Here is a 17,547-nt window from a genome sequence, read left to right on the forward strand (position 1 = left end):
GGACTGCTGGGTGGGGAGGACGTGCGACCGGAGCCTGCCCGCGTCGCTGTCCCCGGCAACCTGCCCGGCGCCCGCCGAGCCGGTGGCGGGACGCCCCGGAGCCCGTGCGCGTCCCGGCGCACGCCTCCGGGGGCACGCCCCTGGGCGGCCCGGTCCACCCGTGAACGAGCGGGCCGGGCGTGAGGACACGCGCCGGTGCTCGGTGGGCACCGAACGGACTAAGGAGAAGAGGGGACGGTCAACGCGAAAAGGTTTCGGACGTGCTGCTTCGAGGGGGACGCCACCCGTCGCCGGACTCTCCACAGCATCAACGACCTTCGGTCATCCTCGCATCGGCGACAAGGTTTTTGCACCGGTACGACAGTAGTTTCGGACCTTGTTCCGAGCGGATGCGCCGTCGGAAATGGATCCGTACCGCAGAGTTCACGTATTGGTAGCGCGGGCCCTCCATATGTGCGCCTCGCGCGCCCCCCGTGCAGACCAATGCGCCGAATGCGATCTCATCAATAGGCCGAACGGATGCCCAATAGCCCACTTGACCCACTGTCGGAGCGATCGCCGCGGCTACGCTTCACGCCGTGAAGGCAATCCGCAGATTCACCGTCCGCACCGTCCTGCCCGAACAACTCCAGCCGTTGCACGAGCTGGCCCTCAACCTGCGCTGGTCCTGGCACCCCGAGACCAGGGACCTGTTCCGGTCCGTGGACCCGGAGGTCTGGGCCGCGACCGGTGAGGACCCGGTGCGGCTGCTCGGGGAGGTCCCGGCCGCCCGGCTCGCCGCGCTCGCCACCGACCGGCGCTTCCTGCGCAGACTCGGCGACCTCGCCGACGACCTGCGCGACTACCTGAGCGGCCCGCGCTGGTACCAGACCCGGCAGGAGGCCGAGGCCGTCGCCCTGCCCGCCGCGGTCGCCTACTTCTCGCCCGAGTACGGCATCGCCGCCGCGCTGCCCCAGTACTCCGGCGGGCTCGGCATCCTGGCCGGCGACCACCTCAAGGCCGCCAGCGACCTCGGCGTCCCGATCATCGGCGTCGGCCTGTTCTACCGGCACGGCTACTTCCGGCAGTCGCTCGACCGGAGCGGCTGGCAGCAGGAGCGCTACCCTCTGCTCGACCCGGACGAGCTCGCGGTCAGCCTGCTGCGGGAGCCCGACGGCACTCCCTGCCGGATCGACCTCGCGCTGCCCGGCGGCCGCACCCTGGCCGCACACATCCGCAAGGCCCAGGTCGGCCGGGTGCCGCTGCTGCTGCTCGACTCCGACATCGAGGCCAACTCACCCGCCGAACGCGATGTCACCGACCGGCTGTACGGCGGCGGCAGCGAGCACCGGCTGCTGCAGGAGATGCTGCTGGGCATCGGCGGCGTCCGGGCCGTGCGCGCCTACTGCCGGCTCACCGGGCACCCCGCCCCCGAGGTCTTCCACACCAACGAGGGCCACGCCGGCTTCCTCGGCGTCGAACGGATCCGCGAGCTGGTCGCCGCGGGCCCGGCCGCGCCGGGCGGCGACGGCCTCGACTTCGCCGCCGCCCTGGAGTCCGTCCGGGCCGGCACCCTCTTCACCACCCACACGCCCGTCCCGGCCGGGATCGACCGCTTCGACCGCGAGCTGGTCGCCCGGCACTTCGGCGGCGACGTCGCGCTGCCCGGCGTCCCGGTCGACCAGGTGCTCGCGCTCGGCGCCGAGACCTGGCGCGGCGGGGACCCGAAGCTGTTCAACATGGCCGCCATGGGCCTGCGGCTGGCCCAGCGCGCCAACGGGGTCTCCGCCCTGCACGGCGAGGTCAGCCGCTCGATGTTCAACGGCCTCTGGCCCGGGTTCGACGCCGCCGAGGTGCCGATCACCTCGGTCACCAACGGCGTGCACGCCGCCACCTGGATCGACCCGGCGGTCGTCCGGCTCGGCGCCGCCGAGATCGGCGCCGAGCGCGCCGAGGAGGCGATGACCACCGGCGAGGCCACCCGCTGGACCGGTCTGGAGGCGATCGGCAACTCCGCCATCTGGGAGCTGCGCCGCACCCTGCGCGCCCAGCTGGTGGAGGAGGCCCGCCGCCGGCTGCACGCCTCCTGGCGCCAGCGCGGGGCCGGCGAGGCGGAACTCGGCTGGGTCTCCTCGGTGCTCGACCCCGACGTGCTCACCATCGGCTTCGCCCGCCGGGTGCCCTCGTACAAGCGGCTCACGCTGATGCTCCGCGACCCGGAGCGGCTGCGCGGCCTGCTGCTGCACCCCACCCGGCCGGTCCAGATCGTGGTGGCGGGCAAGGCCCACCCGGCCGACGACGGCGGCAAGCGGCTGATCCAGCAGATGGTCGCCTTCGCCGACGACCCGGCCGTCCGGCACCGGATCGTCTTCCTGCCGGACTACGACATGGCGATGGCCCAGCACCTCTACCCGGGCTGCGACGTCTGGCTCAACAACCCGCTGCGCCCGCTGGAGGCCTGCGGCACCTCCGGGATGAAGGCGGCGCTCAACGGCTGCCTCAACCTGTCCGTCCTGGACGGCTGGTGGGACGAGTGGTACGACGGCCGCAACGGCTGGGCGATCCCCACCGCCGACGAGAGCGGCGGGGTGCTCGACCCGGACAGCGGCGAGGCCGAGCGGCGCGACGACATCGAGGCGGCCGCGCTCTACGACCTGATCGAGCACCAGGTCGCCGGCCGGTTCTACGACCGGGACGCGGACGGGCTGCCGCAGCAGTGGATCGCCATGGTCCGGCACACCCTGGTCACCCTCGGGCCCAAGGTGCTCGCCGGACGGATGGTCCGCGAGTACGTCGAACGGCTGTACGCCCCGGCGGCCCTGGCCCAGCGCGAGCTGACGGGCACCGGCGGCGCCCCCGCGCGGGAGCTGGCGGCCTGGAAGGCGAAGGTGCGGGAGGCCTGGCCGGCCGTCCGGGTCGAGCACGTCGAGGCGGACTGTCCGGCCGAGGCCCAGGAGCTGGGCAGCTCGCTGGCGCTGCGGGTGCAGGTCGCACTGGGCTCGCTGGCGCCGGACGACGTGGAGGTGCAGGTGGTCTCCGGCCGGGTGGACGAGTCGGACGGCATCTCGGACGCCTGCCTGCTCGCCCTCAAGCCGGTCGGCGGGCCCGACCTGGACGGCCGCACCCGCTACGAGGGCTCGCTGGAGCTGTGCCGGACCGGACCGTTCGGCTACACCGTCCGCGTGCTGCCGGCGCACCCGCGGCTGGCCTCCCCGGCCGAGCCGGGGCTGGTCGCGCTGCCCGCCGAGTCGGTCGGGATGGACGCGGGGCTGCTGCGCTGACGGAGTGACGGATGACTGCCGGGCCCACCACGGACGGCAGTCATCCGGTTGCCCCGCGTGTCGGGCGGGGTGAGCGTGATGCCCATGATGCGAAACCTGCGCGCGGCCGCCCTCGCCGCGTTCTCCGTCCTCCTCGTGGCCTGGCCGGCCCGGGCGGCCACCACCCCGCTCGCGGCGCCACCGGCGACCGCGCGGCTGTCCGTCGAACTCTGCCCGCCGCAGGACGCGGTGGTCCCCGGCGAGACCGGGACCCTGGAGGTGCGGGTCACCAACCACGGCCCGGCGGCCACCGGCGACGCGACCCTGGTCGTCGTGCACTTCCCGTCGCCCGGTGTGGTGCGGTCGGCCGACCCGCCGGTCACCCTGACCTACTTCGGCACCGGCAGCTCGTACCAGCTGCCGGCCGGCCTGGCCCCCGGAGCGAGCTCGGTCGAGCGGCTGGCGCTGAACGTCGCGCCGATCACCGCCCCGTTCACCACCGTCAGCGGCGACGTCCAGGCCTTCTACCCCGGTGACCCGGACCAGTCCGGCCACACCGCGCCGTACCGCCTCACCACCGCCGACACCAGGGCGCACTTCATGGTCGGCGCCTCCTCGGCCTGGGAGGCCGGCCACCCCGTCCCGCAGCCGGGCGACCTCACCGGCGGGCCCGGGACGACCGTCACCCTGCCGCTGTGGGTGTACAACGCGGGCCCCTCGTACTCGACCCACCCGGTCGACCTGGCGATCACCACCCCGGAGCACACCACGCTGACCGGCACCGTGCCGTACAACTGCACGGCGACCGGGCCCCGGACGCTGACCTGCCACCTGCCGAGCGGGCCGCGCTACCACGACGCGGTCTTCATCGACCCGGCCGTGGTGATCGACCCGGCGACCGTCGCCGGGCAGGTGCTGCCCGGCGGGACGCTGGACGTGGTGGCCGCCGAGGAGGACTGCCCCTCGCCGGACTGGCACACCGACTACGTGGTGACCGTCGTCTGACGGCCCCGGAGGACGAGCGGGAAGCGGGGGGCGGGAGGGGCGGCCCGGCCGGGTGCGTGACGGCGCACCCGGTCGGGCACATCCATGGGTCGGGGCCGTGCCCCTCAGACCAGGCTGTCCCGCCAGGCCCGGTGGAGGTCGGCGAAGCGGCCGGAGCCCTCGATCAGCTCCCGCGGGGAGCCGTCCTCCACGATCCGGCCCCCGTCCATCACGAGGACGCGGTCGGCGATCTCCACGGTGGAGAGCCGGTGCGCGATGATCACCGCCGTCCGGCCGGCCAGCACCGTGCGCATCGCCCGCTGGACGGCCTGCTCGCCCGGGACGTCCAGGGAGCTGGTGGCCTCGTCCAGGATCAGCACCGCCGGGTCCGCCAGCAGGGCGCGGGCGAAGGCGACCAGCTGGCGCTGCCCGGCGGAGATCCGGCCGCCGCGCTTGCGCACGTCGGTGTCGAAGCCGTCCGGCAGGGCCGCGATGAACTCGTACGCGCCGATGTCGCGGGCGGCCCGCTCGACCTCCTCGCGGGAGGCGCCGGGCCGGCCGATCGCGATGTTCTCGGCGACGGTGCCGGAGAACAGGAAGGACTCCTGGGTCACCATCACCACCCCGCGGCGCAGCTCGGTGGTGCCCAGCTCGCGCAGGTCCACGCCGTCCAGCCGGATCCGGCCGTCGGTCGGGTCGTAGAAGCGGGCCAGCAGCTTGGCGACCGTCGACTTGCCCGCGCCCGTCGCACCGACCACCGCCACCGTCTGCCCGGCCGGGATCGCCAGGTCGAAGGGCGGCAGCACCTCCTTGCCGGTGCGGTACGCGAAGCGGGTCCCCTCGAAGGAGACCGCCCGGCCCTTCCGGGTGGCGGGCGGCAGCTCCGTCGGCCGGGCCGGCTCGGCGACGGTCGGCTCGTGGGCGAGCAGACCGGCGATCTTCTCCAGGGCGGCGGCGGCCGACTGGTAGCTGTTCAGGAACATCGCCAGCTGGTCGATCGGGTCGTAGAGCCGGCGCAGGTAGAGCGTGAAGGCGGTGAGCACGCCCAGCTCCAGCGAGTCGTCGAGGACCAGGTACGCGCCGACCAGCACCACGCCGGTGATCCACAGGTTGGCGGTGGCGCGGGACAGCCCGACGTAGCGGGCGATCTCCAGCAGGCCGTCCGCGGTCGCGGTGGCCGACTGCCGGTTGACCACGGCGAAGGCCGCGTCGTTGGCCTTCTCGCGGCGGAAGGCCTGCACCGGGCGGATGCCGTTCATGGTCTCGGTGAAACGGACGATCAGCGAGGCGGCCGAGGTCCGGGAGCGGCGGTAGACCCGGCGCGAGCGGCTGCGGAAGGAGCGGGCGATCAGCGCCAGCGGCACGCCGGACAGCAGCGACACCAGGCCGAGCCGCCAGTCCAGCGCCAGCAGCAGCACCGAGATGTAGCAGACCGACAGGAAGACCGTCAGCAGCTCCTGCAGGCCCTCGGAGAGCAGCTCGCGCAGCGCGTCGATGTCGCTGGTGGCCCGGGAGATGATCCGGCCCGAGGTGTAGCGCTCGTGGAAGTCCAGGCCGAGCCGCTGGGCGTGCCGGAAGATCCGGCCGCGCAGCTCCAGCAGGATGTCCTGGTTGACCCGGGCGCTGATCTTGATGAACGCCCACTGCAGCACCGGGCTGAGCAGCGCGCAGGACAGGTAGGCGGCGGTGACCGCGATCAGCGGGCCGGAGTCGTGCGCGCGCAGGGCCGGGATGGCGCGGTCCATCGCGATCGCGACCAGCAGCGGGCCGGACTGCAGGGCGGCCTGCTGGAGCAGGATCACCAGCATCGCGACGGCGATCCGGGCCCGGTGCGGGCCGAGCAGCGAGCGCAGCAGCGCCCGGGGCGCGCCGGGCGGGACGGGGATGTCCTCCTCGTCGGCCGGGGGCGGGGGCAGCTCCTCCTCGGCCGGGGCGGCGGGTTCGGCGGTGGTCGTCACGGGGCTGCACTTCCTCCGGGCACGAGGGCGTCGGGTGCGAGGACGTCGGGTACGGGGGCACCGGGCACGGGAGCGTCCGGTGCGGGTGCGGGTGCGGGGGAGGCCTCGCCCGACATCAGCTCGCGGTAGTGGGCACAGTCGCGCAGCAGCTCCTGGTGGGTGCCCACGGCCTCGATCCGGCCGTCCGCCAGCACCGCGACCCGGTCGGCGAGCAGCACGGTGCTGGGGCGGTGGGCGACCACCAGGGCGGTCGTGGTGCCGAGGACCTCGCGCAGCGCCCGCTCCACCAGCGCCTCGGTGTGCACGTCTAGGGCGGAGAGCGGGTCGTCCAGCACCAGGAAGGCCGGGTCGCCGACCACCGCGCGGGCCAGCGCGAGCCGCTGGCGCTGGCCGCCGGACAGGCTCAGGCCCTGCTCGCCGACCTCGGTGTCCACACCCTCGGGGAGCCGCTCGACGAACCCGGCCTGGGCGGTGGCGAGGGCCGAGCGCAGCTGGTCCTCGCCGGCGCCGGGGGCGCCCATCAGGACGTTCTCCCGGACGGTGGCGGAGAACAGGGTGGGCTCCTCGAAGGCGACCGCGACGAGCTCGCGCAGCCGCTCCCGGGGCAGGTCGCGGACGTCCCGGCCGTCCAGCGTGATGGTGCCGGCGGTGGCCTCGTGCAGCCGGGGGAGCAGGGCGGTGAGCGTGGTCTTGCCGCTGCCGGTGGCGCCGACCAGGGCCATCGTCTCGCCGCTGCGGATGTGCAGGTCGATGCCGGCCAGCAGGTCGGGGCTGCCCGCGGGGGCGTCGGGGTAGCGGAAGCGGACGCCGGTGAAGCGGATGCCGTCGGGGGCGCCGAGCTCGGTGACGGTCCCCGGATCCGGGGTGTCCGGTTCGTCCAGCACCTCGAAGAAGCGGTCGGTGGCGGTGGCGGCCTCGTTGGCGTAGGCGAGCAGCCAGCCGAGCGACTCGACCGGCCAGCGCAGCGCGAGCGCGGTGGAGAGGAAGGCGACCAGGGTGCCGGCGCTCAGCTCGTCGTGGGCGACCAGGACGGCGCCGACGGCGAGGGCGCAGCCGAGGGCGAGCTCCGGCAGACCGACGATGACGGCCCAGAGCCTGGCGAGCAGGTGGGCCTTGTGCAGCTCGGTGCGGCGCAGCTCGCGGGACTGCCGGCGGAAGCGCTCGGCCATCGAGCGGTGGCGGCCGAAGGCCTTGAGGATCCGGATGCCGAGGACGGACTCCTCGACGATGGTGGCGAGGTCGCCGTTCTGGTCCTGGGCGAGCCGGGAGGCGCCGGAGTAGCGGGACTCGAAGCTCCGGGTGAGCAGGAACAGCGGGACGACGGGCACCAGGGCGATCAGCGCGAGCCGCCAGTCCTGGGTGAACATCACCACCGTCCCGGCCAGGAACATCACCGAGTTGACGATCAGGAAGACCAGCGGGAAGGCCAGGAACAGCCGCATGGTGTACATGTCGGCGGTGGCCCGGGAGAGCAGCTGGCCGGAGCCCCAGCGGTCATGGAAGGAGACCGGCAGCCGTTGGAGCTTGGCGAAGAGGTCGCCGCGCATCGCCGTCTCCAGCCCGGCGAGCGGGCGGGCCAGCACCACTCGGCGGGTGTAGAACAGCCCGGCCTCGAAGAGGCCCGCGAACAGCAGCAGGCCGACCAGCGGCCACAGGGCGGCCGGGTCGTGGCTGGCGAGCGGGCCGTCCACGATCCGGCCGAGGATCACGGGGACGGCGAGGGTGCTCAGCATGCCGAGGGAGGCGGCCGTCACGGACACGGCCAGCCGGCCGCGGACGGCGCGCGCGTACGGCCACAGGCGCAGCAGGGAGCGGACCGTGGAGTGCCGGCGCTCGGTCACGGCTGCGCCCTCGGGCTGGTTGTCGGTGTCATGTCGGTTCTCGGCCATCGCGGTGAGGGTAGGCAATGGGGCCGTCATTTCTCATCCGGTTTTTCGCCCCTGTCCGGGCTCTCCGGCGAGAACCGGCCACCCGGACGAGTGGTGCGGGGGTGGACGGCGGGGCGTGCGCGGCGGTTCGTGCAGGGACGACTGCGCCGTGCGCCTCTTGCGAGCCCCGGCCGATCGGCCGATGGAATCTCCTGACGGATGCTCATTGATACCTGAGTGACAGGAGTGTGGACATGACGGTCGAAACCGAACCCACCCCGGCCCCCGGCGGCTCCGCGATGGTGCAGGTGCGGGCCCGGCTCAGCCTCAGCACGACCGCGGCCAGGAACCTGGCGACGACGACCAAGTCGAAGCCGCAGATGCAGGAGATCACCTCCCGCTGGCTGCTGAAGATGCTGCCCTGGGTGCAGGTCAGCGCGGGCACCTACCGGGTCAACCGCCGCCTCAGCTTCGCCGCCGGGCGCGGCCGGGTGGGCTTCTCCAAGGCCGGGTCCACGGTGAGCGTGATCGCCCCCACGCTGCGCGAGGTGCCCGCGCTGCGCGGGTACCAGGACGACGCGGTGCTGGAGGAGCTGGCCGGCCGGTTCGTGCAACGGGACTTCGGGGTGGGCGACGTGCTGGTCCAGGAGGGCGCGCCGATCGAGGAGGTGTTCCTGGTCGCGCACGGCAAGGTCGAGCGGATCGGCACCGGCAAGTACGGCGAGCCGACCGTGCTCGGCTCCCTCGCCGACGGCGACCACCTCGGCGACGAGGCGCTCACCGAGCAGAGCGGCACCTGGCCGTACACCGTGAAGGCCGCGACCTCCGGCGTCGCGATGGCGCTGCCCTGGCCGGTCTTCCAGGAGCTGGTCGACCGCTCCGACTCGCTGCGCGAGCAGCTGCTGGGCTTCGCCGCCGACGCCGCGCAGGCCCAGAACGCGCACGGCGAGGCGGAGATCGACCTCTCCGCCGGTCACCACGGCGAGTACGAGCTGCCCGGCGCCTTCGTGGACTACGAGCTGAAGCCGCGCGAGTACGAGCTGAGCGTCGCGCAGACCGTCCTCAAGGTGCACACCCGGGTGGCGGACCTCTACAACAAGCCGATGAACCAGACGGCGGAGCAGCTGCGGTTGACCGTCGAGGCCCTGCGGGAGCGGCAGGAGTACGAGCTCGTCAACAACCCGGAGTTCGGCCTGCTCGGCAACACCGACTTCGACCAGCGGATCCAGACCCGCTCCGGGGCGCCCACCCCGGACGACCTCGACGAGCTGCTGAGCATGCGGCGCGACACCGACTACCTGTTCGCCCACCCGCGGGCGATCGCCGCGTTCCAACGGGAGTGCAACAGGGCCGGCGTCTACCCGCCCACCGTCGACGTCCTCGGCAAGCACCGGCCGACCTGGCGCGGGGTGCCGATCTTCCCGTGCAGCAAGATCCCGGTCTCCGACCAGCAGACCAGCTCGTTCATCGCGATGCGGGTCGGCGAGGACAACCAGGGTGTGGTCGGGCTCACCCAGGTCAACCTGCCGGACGAGGTCGAGCCCGGCCTGAACGTCCGTTTCATGGGCATCGACGACAAGGCGATCGCCTCGTACCTGGTCAGCACCTACTACTCGGCGGCGGTGCTGGTGCCGGACGCGATCGGGGTGCTGGAGAACGTGGAGCTGGGGCGCGCCCGGGGCTGACGGGCCGACGGGCCGACGGGTTGACGGGCGGGCGGGCGGACGGGCGGACTGACGGGCGGGCGGGTTGACGGACGGGCGGACGGGCGGACGGGCGGACTGACGGGCGGGCGGGGGCAGGGTTCGGGACTGGGCGTTCCGGGGTCCGGGGTCCGGGGTTCCGGGTCGAGGGGTTCGGGGTTCTGGGTCCGGGGTTCGGGGTTCTGGGTCCGGGGTTCTGGGTGGAGGGGTTCGGGGTTCAGGCGTTCGGGGCGGGTGCGCGGAGGAGTTGCAGGGAGCGCCCGCCCAGGACGACGGTGCCGTGCGGGTGCGGCTCGCCGGTGCCCGCGGCGGCGGTGTCGACCACCGTCTCGTACGCCGCCTCCGGGGCCGCCCAGGGCTCGCCGGGCAGGGTGAACAGCACCTCGCGGTGGCCGGCGTTGAGCAGCAGCAGGAAGCTGTCGTCCCGCAACGGGCGCCCGGTGTCGTCCCGTTCGGACAGCGCGGAGCCGGAGAGCAGCATGCCGAGGCAGGCCGTCGGCGCGAACCAGTCGGCCTCGGTCATCTCCTTGCCGAGCGGGGTGAACCAGGCCAGGTCCGGCTGCCCGCCGGGGGCGGTGGCCCGGCCGGAGAAGAACGCCCGTCGGCGGAGCACCGGGTGCGCCCGGCGCAGCCGGACCAGCCGGGCGGTCAGCTCGCACAGCTCCTGCCAGCCGGGCTCCGACAGCAGCGACCAGTCCAGCCAGCTGACCTCGTTGTCCTGGCAGTAGGCGTTGTTGTTGCCGCCTTGGGTGCGGCCCAGCTCGTCCCCGGCGGTGAGCATCGGGACGCCCGCCGAGAGCAGCAGGGTGGCGATCAGGTTGCGCAGTTGGCGCAGGCGGAGGGCGTTGACGGCCGGGTCGGTGGTCTCGCCCTCGACGCCGTGGTTCCAGGAGCGGTTGTCGTCGGTGCCGTCCCGGTTGTCCTCGCCGTTCGCCTCGTTGTGCTTGCGGTCGTAGGAGACCAGGTCGCGCAGGGTGAAGCCGTCGTGCGCCGTCACGTAGTTGACCGAGGCGTACGGGCGGCGGCCGCCGCGCTGGTAGAGGTCGGAGGAGCCGGAGAGGCGGTAGCCGAGCTCGCGGACGTCCGGGCGGGCGCCGCGCCAGAAGTCCCGTACGGCGTCGCGGTACTTGTCGTTCCACTCGGCCCACAGCGGGGGGAAGCCGCCGACCTGGTAGCCGCCCGGGCCGACGTCCCAGGGCTCGGCGATCAGCTTCACCCGGCTCAGCAGCGGGTCCTGGGAGACGGCGGCGAGGAAGGGGTGGTCCATGTCCACGCCGTCGCCGCCGCCGGGGCCGCCGCGGGCGAGGGCGGCGGCGAGGTCGAACCGGAAGCCGTCCACGCCCATCTCGGCGACCCAGTACCGCAGCGAGTCGGTGACCAGCCGGATCACCTGCGGACGGCGCGTGTCCAGGGTGTTGCCGCAGCCGGTGTAGTCGGCGTAGCCGCGCGGGCGGTTCGGCGGCAGGCGGTAGTAGCCGGCGTTGTCGATGCCGCGCAGCGAGAGCATCGGGCCGAGGGCGCCGCCCTCGGCGGTGTGGTTGAACACCACGTCCAGGATCACCTCGATCCCGGCGGCGTGCAGGGCCCGGACCATCCGCTTGAACTCGCCGACCTGGCCGCCGCGGGAGCCGGATGCGGAGTATCCGGCGTGCGGGGCGAAGTAGCCGACCGTGTTGTAGCCCCAGTAGTTGACGAGGCCGCGGGACTGCAGGTGGTCCTCGCTGGCGTACTGGTGGACCGGCAGCAGCTCGACGGCGGTCACCCCGAGACGGGTGAGGTGGGCGATGGCGGCGGGGTGGGCGAGGCCGGCGTAGGTGCCGCGCAGGTGCGGCGGGATGTCGGGGTGGCGCATGGTGAAACCGCGGACGTGCAGCTCGTAGATCACCGTCTCGGCCCAGGGGGTCTTCGGGCGGTGGTCGTCGAACCAGTCGTCGTCGTCGTGCACGACCACGGATCTGGGCACGTACGGGGCGGAGTCGCGGTTGTCCCGGACGGTGTCGGCGACGTCCGCCTCCGGCCAGTTGCGGACGGCGGCGCAGGCGGCGTCGTGGGAGGTGTAACAGCCGTCGATGGCCCGGGCGTACGGGTCCAGCAGCAGCTTGGCCGGGTTCCAGCGGGCGCCCGTCCACGGGTCCCAGCGGCCGTGGACGCGGAAGCCGTAGCGGGTGCCGGGGAGGACGCCCGGCAGGAAGCCGTGCCAGACCTGGAAGTCCTGCTCGGTGAGGCGGTGCCGGCTCTCCCGGCCGTCCTCGTCGAAGAGGCACAGGTCGACGGCCTCGGCGCCGGGGGTCCAGAGGGCGAAGTTGGTGCCGGGGGCGGGGTGGTTGGTGGGGGTGGGGTTGTGAGGGGTGGTGCAGTTGGGGTGGGTGGGGTTGTGAGGGGTGGTGGGGTTGGGGTGGGAGGGGCGGAAGCGGGCGCCCAGGGGTTGCCAGCTGCCGGGCAGTGGTGGCTCGGGGGGCCGCTCGGCGCTGCTCGGCCGTGCTGTGGCTTCCAGCTCCTGCCCTGACGCCATGGCCGTACCTCCCTGGGCGGGGTGTCCTGAGCCCCGTTCTTTGGGTCTTCCCGGATTGTGCAGATCGGAAGCGGCTGAACGGGGGCTTACCGGTGGGTGGCGTGGTGGGGGGCCGCTGCGCGGGGCTGGGGGGTGGGTGGGTGCTCTCGGGAGGGTGGGTGCCGGGGCGGCTCCGGGGGTGGCCGCTCCGAGGGGCTGGATGATTTTCAGACTGCCGACTCTGGCCCACGGGGCTGGGCGCCGTTGGCAGTCTGAAAATCACCCGCAACGCCCCTCTCCGGGCCACCCCCTGCGCCGCCCCTTCCGCAGCGCGTCCCTCTCGCGGGGGCGGGTGAGGGGGAGGTGAGGGGGAGGTGGGGGGTGAGGGGGAGGTGGGGGGAGGGAGGTGGGATGGGTGGGGTGGGTGTGGGTGGGCTCGGGGAGGTGGGTGCTGGGGTGGGGTGGGTGCTGGGGGTGGGTGGGGTGGTTGGCGTGTCTCCTGGTTGGCGGGGGTCGTTGTGCTGGGACGTGGACGCGAAGAGTGGGAGGCCCCCGGGGATGTGGCGCCGAGGACGGGTGTGGGCGCGGGGTGTGGCGGTGGTGGTGTGGTGTGTGGGGGCGCTGACGGGGTGTGGTGGGGGCGGGGGCGGGGGCGGGGGCGTGGTGGGGGACGGGGCGGGGGCGGTGGAGGTGGGGGTGAGTACGGCGCCGGCCGGCCCGTCGCGGGCGGTGGTCACGGTGGTGCCGGTCTACGGGGTGCAGGACGTGCAGCCGGAGGGGGCGGTGCGGGTGAGTGTGGCGCAGGGGCGGTTGGTGTCGGTGCGGTTGGCGGACGGGAAGGGGGTGGAGGTGCCGGGCACGATCGGGCCGGACGGGGCGGGGTGGGTGCCCGACGGGCCGTTGCCGTTGGGGACGGCGTTCACGTTGGACGCGGTGGCGGAGGACGACCAGGGGCAGAAGGCGGCTCAGCACGCGGCGTTCTCGACGGTGGCCCGGGCGCACACCTTCGTGGCCTTCTTCACGCCGGAGGACGGGTCCACGGTCGGGGTGGGGATGCCGGTCTCGTTGCGCTTCAGCCGTCCGATCGCGGACCGGGCGGCGGTGGAGCGGGCGGTGCAGGTGAGTGCCGATCCGCCGGTGGCGGTGGCCGCGCACTGGTTCGGCAACCAGCGGCTGGACTTCCGGCCGCAGCAGTACTGGGCCGCCGGCACGAAGGTGTCGGTGGCGCTGCGGCTGAAGGACGTGCAGGGGGCGCCGGGGGCGTTCGGGAGCCAGAACAGGGACCTGCACTTCACCGTCGGCCGGGCGCAGGTCTCGACCGTGGACCTGGACGCGCACACCCTGACGGTTCGGACGGACGGCAAGGTTGTCCGGGTGCTGAAGGTCTCCGGCGGCAGTCCCGAGCACTCCACGTACCGGGGGGTGATGGTGGTGTCGGAGAAGTACAAGGTGACCCGGATGAACTCGCAGACCGTCGGCATGGGTGACGAGTACGACATCAAGGACGTCCCGCACGCGATGCGGCTGACCAGCTCGGGAACGTTCCTGCACGGCAACTACTGGGCGGACCCGAAGGTGTTCGGCAGCGCCAACACGAGCCACGGCTGCCTCGGCCTGGCCGACGTCAAGGGCGGCACGAGCAAGGACACCCCGGCGGGCTGGCTGTTCGAGCACACCGTCCCGGGGGACGTGGTGGAGGTGAAGGCCTCGGCCGGGGACTTCGTGCCGCCGCAGAACGGGCTCAACGGCTGGAACCTCTCCTGGGAGCAGTGGGTGGCCGGGAGCGCACTGAGGTAGGAGGTCTTCACGCCCGGTTCACCGGACTCCCCCGAGGATTCACCCGGACGGCCCGGTTATCCTGCTCCGACGCGTCCGCAGACCGACGCGAATGATCGGCACCCGGTGCAACTCATCGGGGCACTCAACGCGTCAAGAGAGTGGATACCGGGAGGGGAGAAACCGTGAAGACGGGTAAGACGGTCGGCGCCGCGATACGCGCCGGTGGGCGCAACGGGGCGATGGCGTTGGTCATGGGTGGCGTCCTGCTGCTCACGGCGGCCTGCAACGACGACAAGGGCGGCGGCTCCGGGGGGTCGGGCGGCTCTGCCGCGGCCAGTGTGCCGGCGTCGGCGGACGCGGGCGCGGGCGGTTCCGCGGCGCCGAAGACCTCGGCCGCGGTGATCGCCGTGGAGCCGAAGGACGGTGCCCAGAACGTCCAGCCGAACGGGCTGCAGGTGTCCGTCTCGAACGGCAAGCTCAGCACCGTCGAGGTGACCGACAAGGACGGCAAGCCGGTCCAGGGCGCGATCACCCCGGACGGCACCGCCTGGAAGCCCGCCGCGGCGCTCACCGTCGGCATGGCGTACAAGGTGAACGCGCAGGCCAAGGACGCCGAGGGCCTGGTGGCCGCGTCCACGACCTCGTTCACCACCCTGACGCCGGAGAAGAAGATCTCCACCAACGACAACATCAGCGACGGCGCCACCTACGGCGTCGGCATGATCGTCTCGGTGGAGTTCAACAAGCCGGTCAAGAACAAGGACGCGGTGGTCAAGGGCATCAGCTTCGAGGCCTCCGACGGCACCGTGGTCAAGGGCCACTGGTTCGGCGACACCCGGGTGGACTTCCGCCCGGAGCAGTACTGGAAGCCGGACACCAAGGTCACGATCCACTACCGGCTGAAGAACGTCGAGGTCTCGCCGGGCGTCTACGGCGACGTCGACAAGGACGAGCCCTTCACCATCGGCCGCTCGCAGATCTCCACGGCGGACGCCAAGTCGCACCAGATGACCATCGACCGGGGCGGCCAGACCACGACGGTGCCGGTCACCCTGGGCGCGGACGCCACGCCGTCCTGGGGCGGGACCATGGTGGTCATGTCCAAGGAGAAGGTCACCCGGATGAACTCGCAGACCGTCGGTCTCGGCGGCGAGTACGACATCCAGGACGTCCCGCACGCGATGCGGCTGACCACCTCCGGCACCTTCGTGCACGGCAACTACTGGGCGAGCCCCTTCGGCAAGACCAACGCCAGCCACGGCTGCGTGTCGATGCAGGACGTCAAGGGCGGCAGCGACACCTCGGTGGCGGGCAAGTTCTTCAACGACTCGATGGTCGGCGACGTCATCAAGATCGTGAACACCAAGGAGAAGACCGTCGCGCCCTCCAACGGGCTCGGCGGCTGGAACGTGGACTGGGCCAACTGGTAGGCCCTACCCCGCAGTCCAGTGGGTTTCACCGAGCGGCCCGATCCTCACCCGTTGGGGTCGGGCCGCTCGGATTCCCGGGGTGGGGAGCCGCTCGTGTGGCGCAACCTTTCCGGTGGCCGGGTGCGTGTACCCGGTCGGGTCCGTCGTGGGTTCGGGGATGTCAGAGGGAGGGGATCGGCGTGAGGTCGATACGCAGAGTGGTGGCCGTCGGTCTGGTCGGCGGGGCGATGGCGCTCACCGCGGCGTGCGGCGGGGGCGGCGGGGGCGGCGGCGCGGCCAAGGCCGATCTGGGGGCCGGCGCGGCCACCGCCAAGCCGGCGGCGGCGCCCACCAGCGCCGTGCCGAAGGTCTCGAAGGCCGCGGTGAGCATCGAGCCCGCGGCCGGTGCGGTGGACGTGGCGCCGAGCGCGCTGAGGATCGGCGCGACCGGCGGCAAGCTCACCACCGTGAAGGTGAGCGACCGGACGGGCAAGGAGGTCCCCGGCACCATCTCCGCCGACGGCGCCTCCTGGACGCCCTCGGCCGCCCTGGCCGTGGGCACCGCCTACCGGGTCAGCGCGATGGCCGCGGACGCGGACGGCGCGGTCGCCACGGCGGACAGCGACTTCACCACGCTGACCCCCACGGCGCTGGCCAAGGCCTCCGACAACGTGGACAACGACGCCACCTACGGCGTCGGCATGATCGTCTCGGTGAACTTCAGCAAGGACGTCAAGAACAAGGACGCGGTGGTCAAGGGCATCAGCTTCGAGGCCTCCGACGGCACCGTGGTCAAGGGCCACTGGTTCGGCGACCGCCGGCTGGACTTCCGTCCCGAGCAGTACTGGGCCGCCGGGACCAAGGTGGTCGTGCACTACCGCCTCAAGAGCGTCGAGATCGCCCCCGGGGTGTACGGCTCCGACCGGGACGAGCCCTTCACGATCGGGCGATCCCGGATCTCGACGGTTGACGCCGCCGCGCACCGGATGACGGTGGTGACCGCCGGGCAGTCGAACGACATCGACATCACCTCCGGCTCGCCCGAACACCCCACCTGGAACGGGACGATGGTGGTCATGGCCAAGGAGGGCGTGGTGCGGATGCAGTCCAGCACCCTGCCCGGCATGACCGGTGCGCCGTACGACCTGCAGGTGCCGCACTCGATGCGGCTCACCGACTCCGGCACCTACGTGCACGGCAACTACTGGAGCAACGCCTTCGGCGAGGACAACGTCAGCCACGGCTGCGTGGGCCTCAAGGACGTCAAGGGCGGTGGGGACTCCACCTCGATGGGCACCTACTACGACGGTTCCCTGGTCGGGGACGTGGTGATCGTGAAGAACTCGACCAAGAAGGAGACGCTCGACCCGTCGAACGGGCTGAGTGGCTGGAACCTGCCGTGGAGCGCCTGGTAGGAGCCGTCGGGGGTCAACCCGGGCTTGACGTGAGCCGGTCCGGGTCGGCCCCGCCATGCACCCGGCATATGCCGACCCGCGCGAGATCGTTTGCTCATTGTCCGTACGCGGCTGCTTGCGTTCCGCAATGATGGTCCGCATGGCGGGTTGGGGCGAAACAGATCAGTCATCGGTTCCCGGGGCCGGCACGGTCGCCGAGGCGTCCTGGAGCGACGTCCAGGGAGGGCTCTCGGCGCTGGAGCGGCTCAGCTCCGAGGAGCTGGAGGAGATGTATTCGGGCAGGCTGTGCGATCAGTCCTCGCCGAACGAGGTGCGGCTGCCGTCCCGGCCGGAGTCCGGCCCGGTGGCGCGCCGCCTGGTGCTCTCCGTCCTGGAGTCCTGGGACCTCCACCAGCACCTGGAGGCCGGGGAGTTGCTCACCAGCGAGCTGGTGTCGAACGCGGTGCGGCACGCCGCCGGTCGCACCATCGGTCTGCACGTCAGCCGGAAGCCCGGCTGGTTGCGGGTCGAGGTCCGCGACTCCTCCCGCGCGCTGCCCTGCATGATCCTCGCCGAGCCCAAGCCGGTGAACGAGCGCGGGCGGGGACTGAAGATCGTCGACGACCTCTCCGACCGCTGGGGCGCGGACCTGCTGCCGCGGGGCAAGGGGGTCTGGTTCGAGCTCAAGGTGCGGGAGCGGGGCTGAGCGGGCTCCGGAAAAC

10 protein-coding genes are annotated in these 17,547 nt (G+C 72.8%); 7 read left to right on the top strand and 3 right to left on the bottom strand.

All coding sequences use genetic code 11. The features are described 5' to 3' along the window. The first annotated feature begins 578 nt into the window (after nucleotides 1–578). Entirely contained in the window at nucleotides 579–3,260 is a 2,682-nt protein-coding gene (gene glgP / locus ACZ6Y7_RS15195) for an alpha-glucan family phosphorylase (RefSeq protein ID WP_465758339.1), read from the top strand. 78 nt (nucleotides 3,261–3,338) lie between these two features. Further along, nucleotides 3,339–4,244 (top strand): hypothetical protein, encoded by a 906-nt coding sequence (locus ACZ6Y7_RS15200; protein WP_465758340.1) that lies wholly within the window; start codon nucleotides 3,339–3,341, stop codon nucleotides 4,242–4,244. A gap of 104 nt (nucleotides 4,245–4,348) precedes the next feature. Here the strand turns inward: ACZ6Y7_RS15200 and ACZ6Y7_RS15205 are convergent, their stop codons facing one another. Further along, on the bottom strand, nucleotides 4,349–6,139 hold the full coding sequence (locus ACZ6Y7_RS15205; RefSeq protein WP_465758401.1) for an ABC transporter ATP-binding protein: 1,791 nt from the start codon (nucleotides 6,137–6,139) through the stop codon (nucleotides 4,349–4,351). A 38-nt stretch (nucleotides 6,140–6,177) separates the two neighbouring features. Next, nucleotides 6,178–8,070 carry an ABC transporter ATP-binding protein gene (locus ACZ6Y7_RS15210; RefSeq protein WP_465758341.1) on the bottom strand — a complete coding sequence of 631 codons (1,893 nt, stop codon included), beginning with the start codon at nucleotides 8,068–8,070 and terminating at the stop codon, nucleotides 6,178–6,180. Nucleotides 8,071–8,303: 233 nt separating this feature from the next. Between ACZ6Y7_RS15210 and ACZ6Y7_RS15215 the strand changes: the two genes are divergently transcribed. Then, the gene (locus ACZ6Y7_RS15215) at nucleotides 8,304–9,734 is read left to right on the top strand and encodes a family 2B encapsulin nanocompartment shell protein (RefSeq protein ID WP_465758342.1); all 1,431 of its coding nucleotides are present in this window, start codon (nucleotides 8,304–8,306) and stop codon (nucleotides 9,732–9,734) included. Nucleotides 9,735–9,969: 235 nt separating this feature from the next. On the opposite strand, the gene glgX is transcribed toward ACZ6Y7_RS15215, so the two are convergent. Next, nucleotides 9,970–12,264, bottom strand: coding sequence for a glycogen debranching protein GlgX (gene glgX / locus ACZ6Y7_RS15220; protein ID WP_465758343.1), 2,295 nt, complete (start codon nucleotides 12,262–12,264; stop codon nucleotides 9,970–9,972). A 537-nt stretch (nucleotides 12,265–12,801) separates the two neighbouring features. Between glgX and ACZ6Y7_RS15225 the strand changes: the two genes are divergently transcribed. The 4 genes from ACZ6Y7_RS15225 to ACZ6Y7_RS15240 all read left to right on the top strand — a co-directional run bounded on the left by ACZ6Y7_RS15225 (nucleotide 12,802) and on the right by ACZ6Y7_RS15240 (nucleotide 17,531). Continuing rightward, the gene (locus tag ACZ6Y7_RS15225; RefSeq protein WP_465758344.1) at nucleotides 12,802–14,040 is read left to right on the top strand and encodes a L,D-transpeptidase; all 1,239 of its coding nucleotides are present in this window, start codon (nucleotides 12,802–12,804) and stop codon (nucleotides 14,038–14,040) included. Nucleotides 14,041–14,204: 164 nt separating this feature from the next. Beyond that, a complete protein-coding gene (locus ACZ6Y7_RS15230) occupies nucleotides 14,205–15,452 on the top strand; it encodes a L,D-transpeptidase (RefSeq protein ID WP_465758345.1) in 1,248 nt (415 codons plus the stop codon). Between the two features lie 179 nt (nucleotides 15,453–15,631). After that, nucleotides 15,632–16,846, top strand: a complete 1,215-nt coding sequence (locus tag ACZ6Y7_RS15235; RefSeq protein WP_465758346.1) for a L,D-transpeptidase — start codon at nucleotides 15,632–15,634, stop codon at nucleotides 16,844–16,846. A 139-nt stretch (nucleotides 16,847–16,985) separates the two neighbouring features. After that, nucleotides 16,986–17,531, top strand: coding sequence for an ATP-binding protein (locus ACZ6Y7_RS15240; RefSeq protein ID WP_402225165.1), 546 nt, complete (start codon nucleotides 16,986–16,988; stop codon nucleotides 17,529–17,531). The last annotated feature ends 16 nt before the right edge of the window (nucleotides 17,532–17,547 follow it).

Source organism: Kitasatospora sp. NPDC053308 (assembly GCF_055585785.1).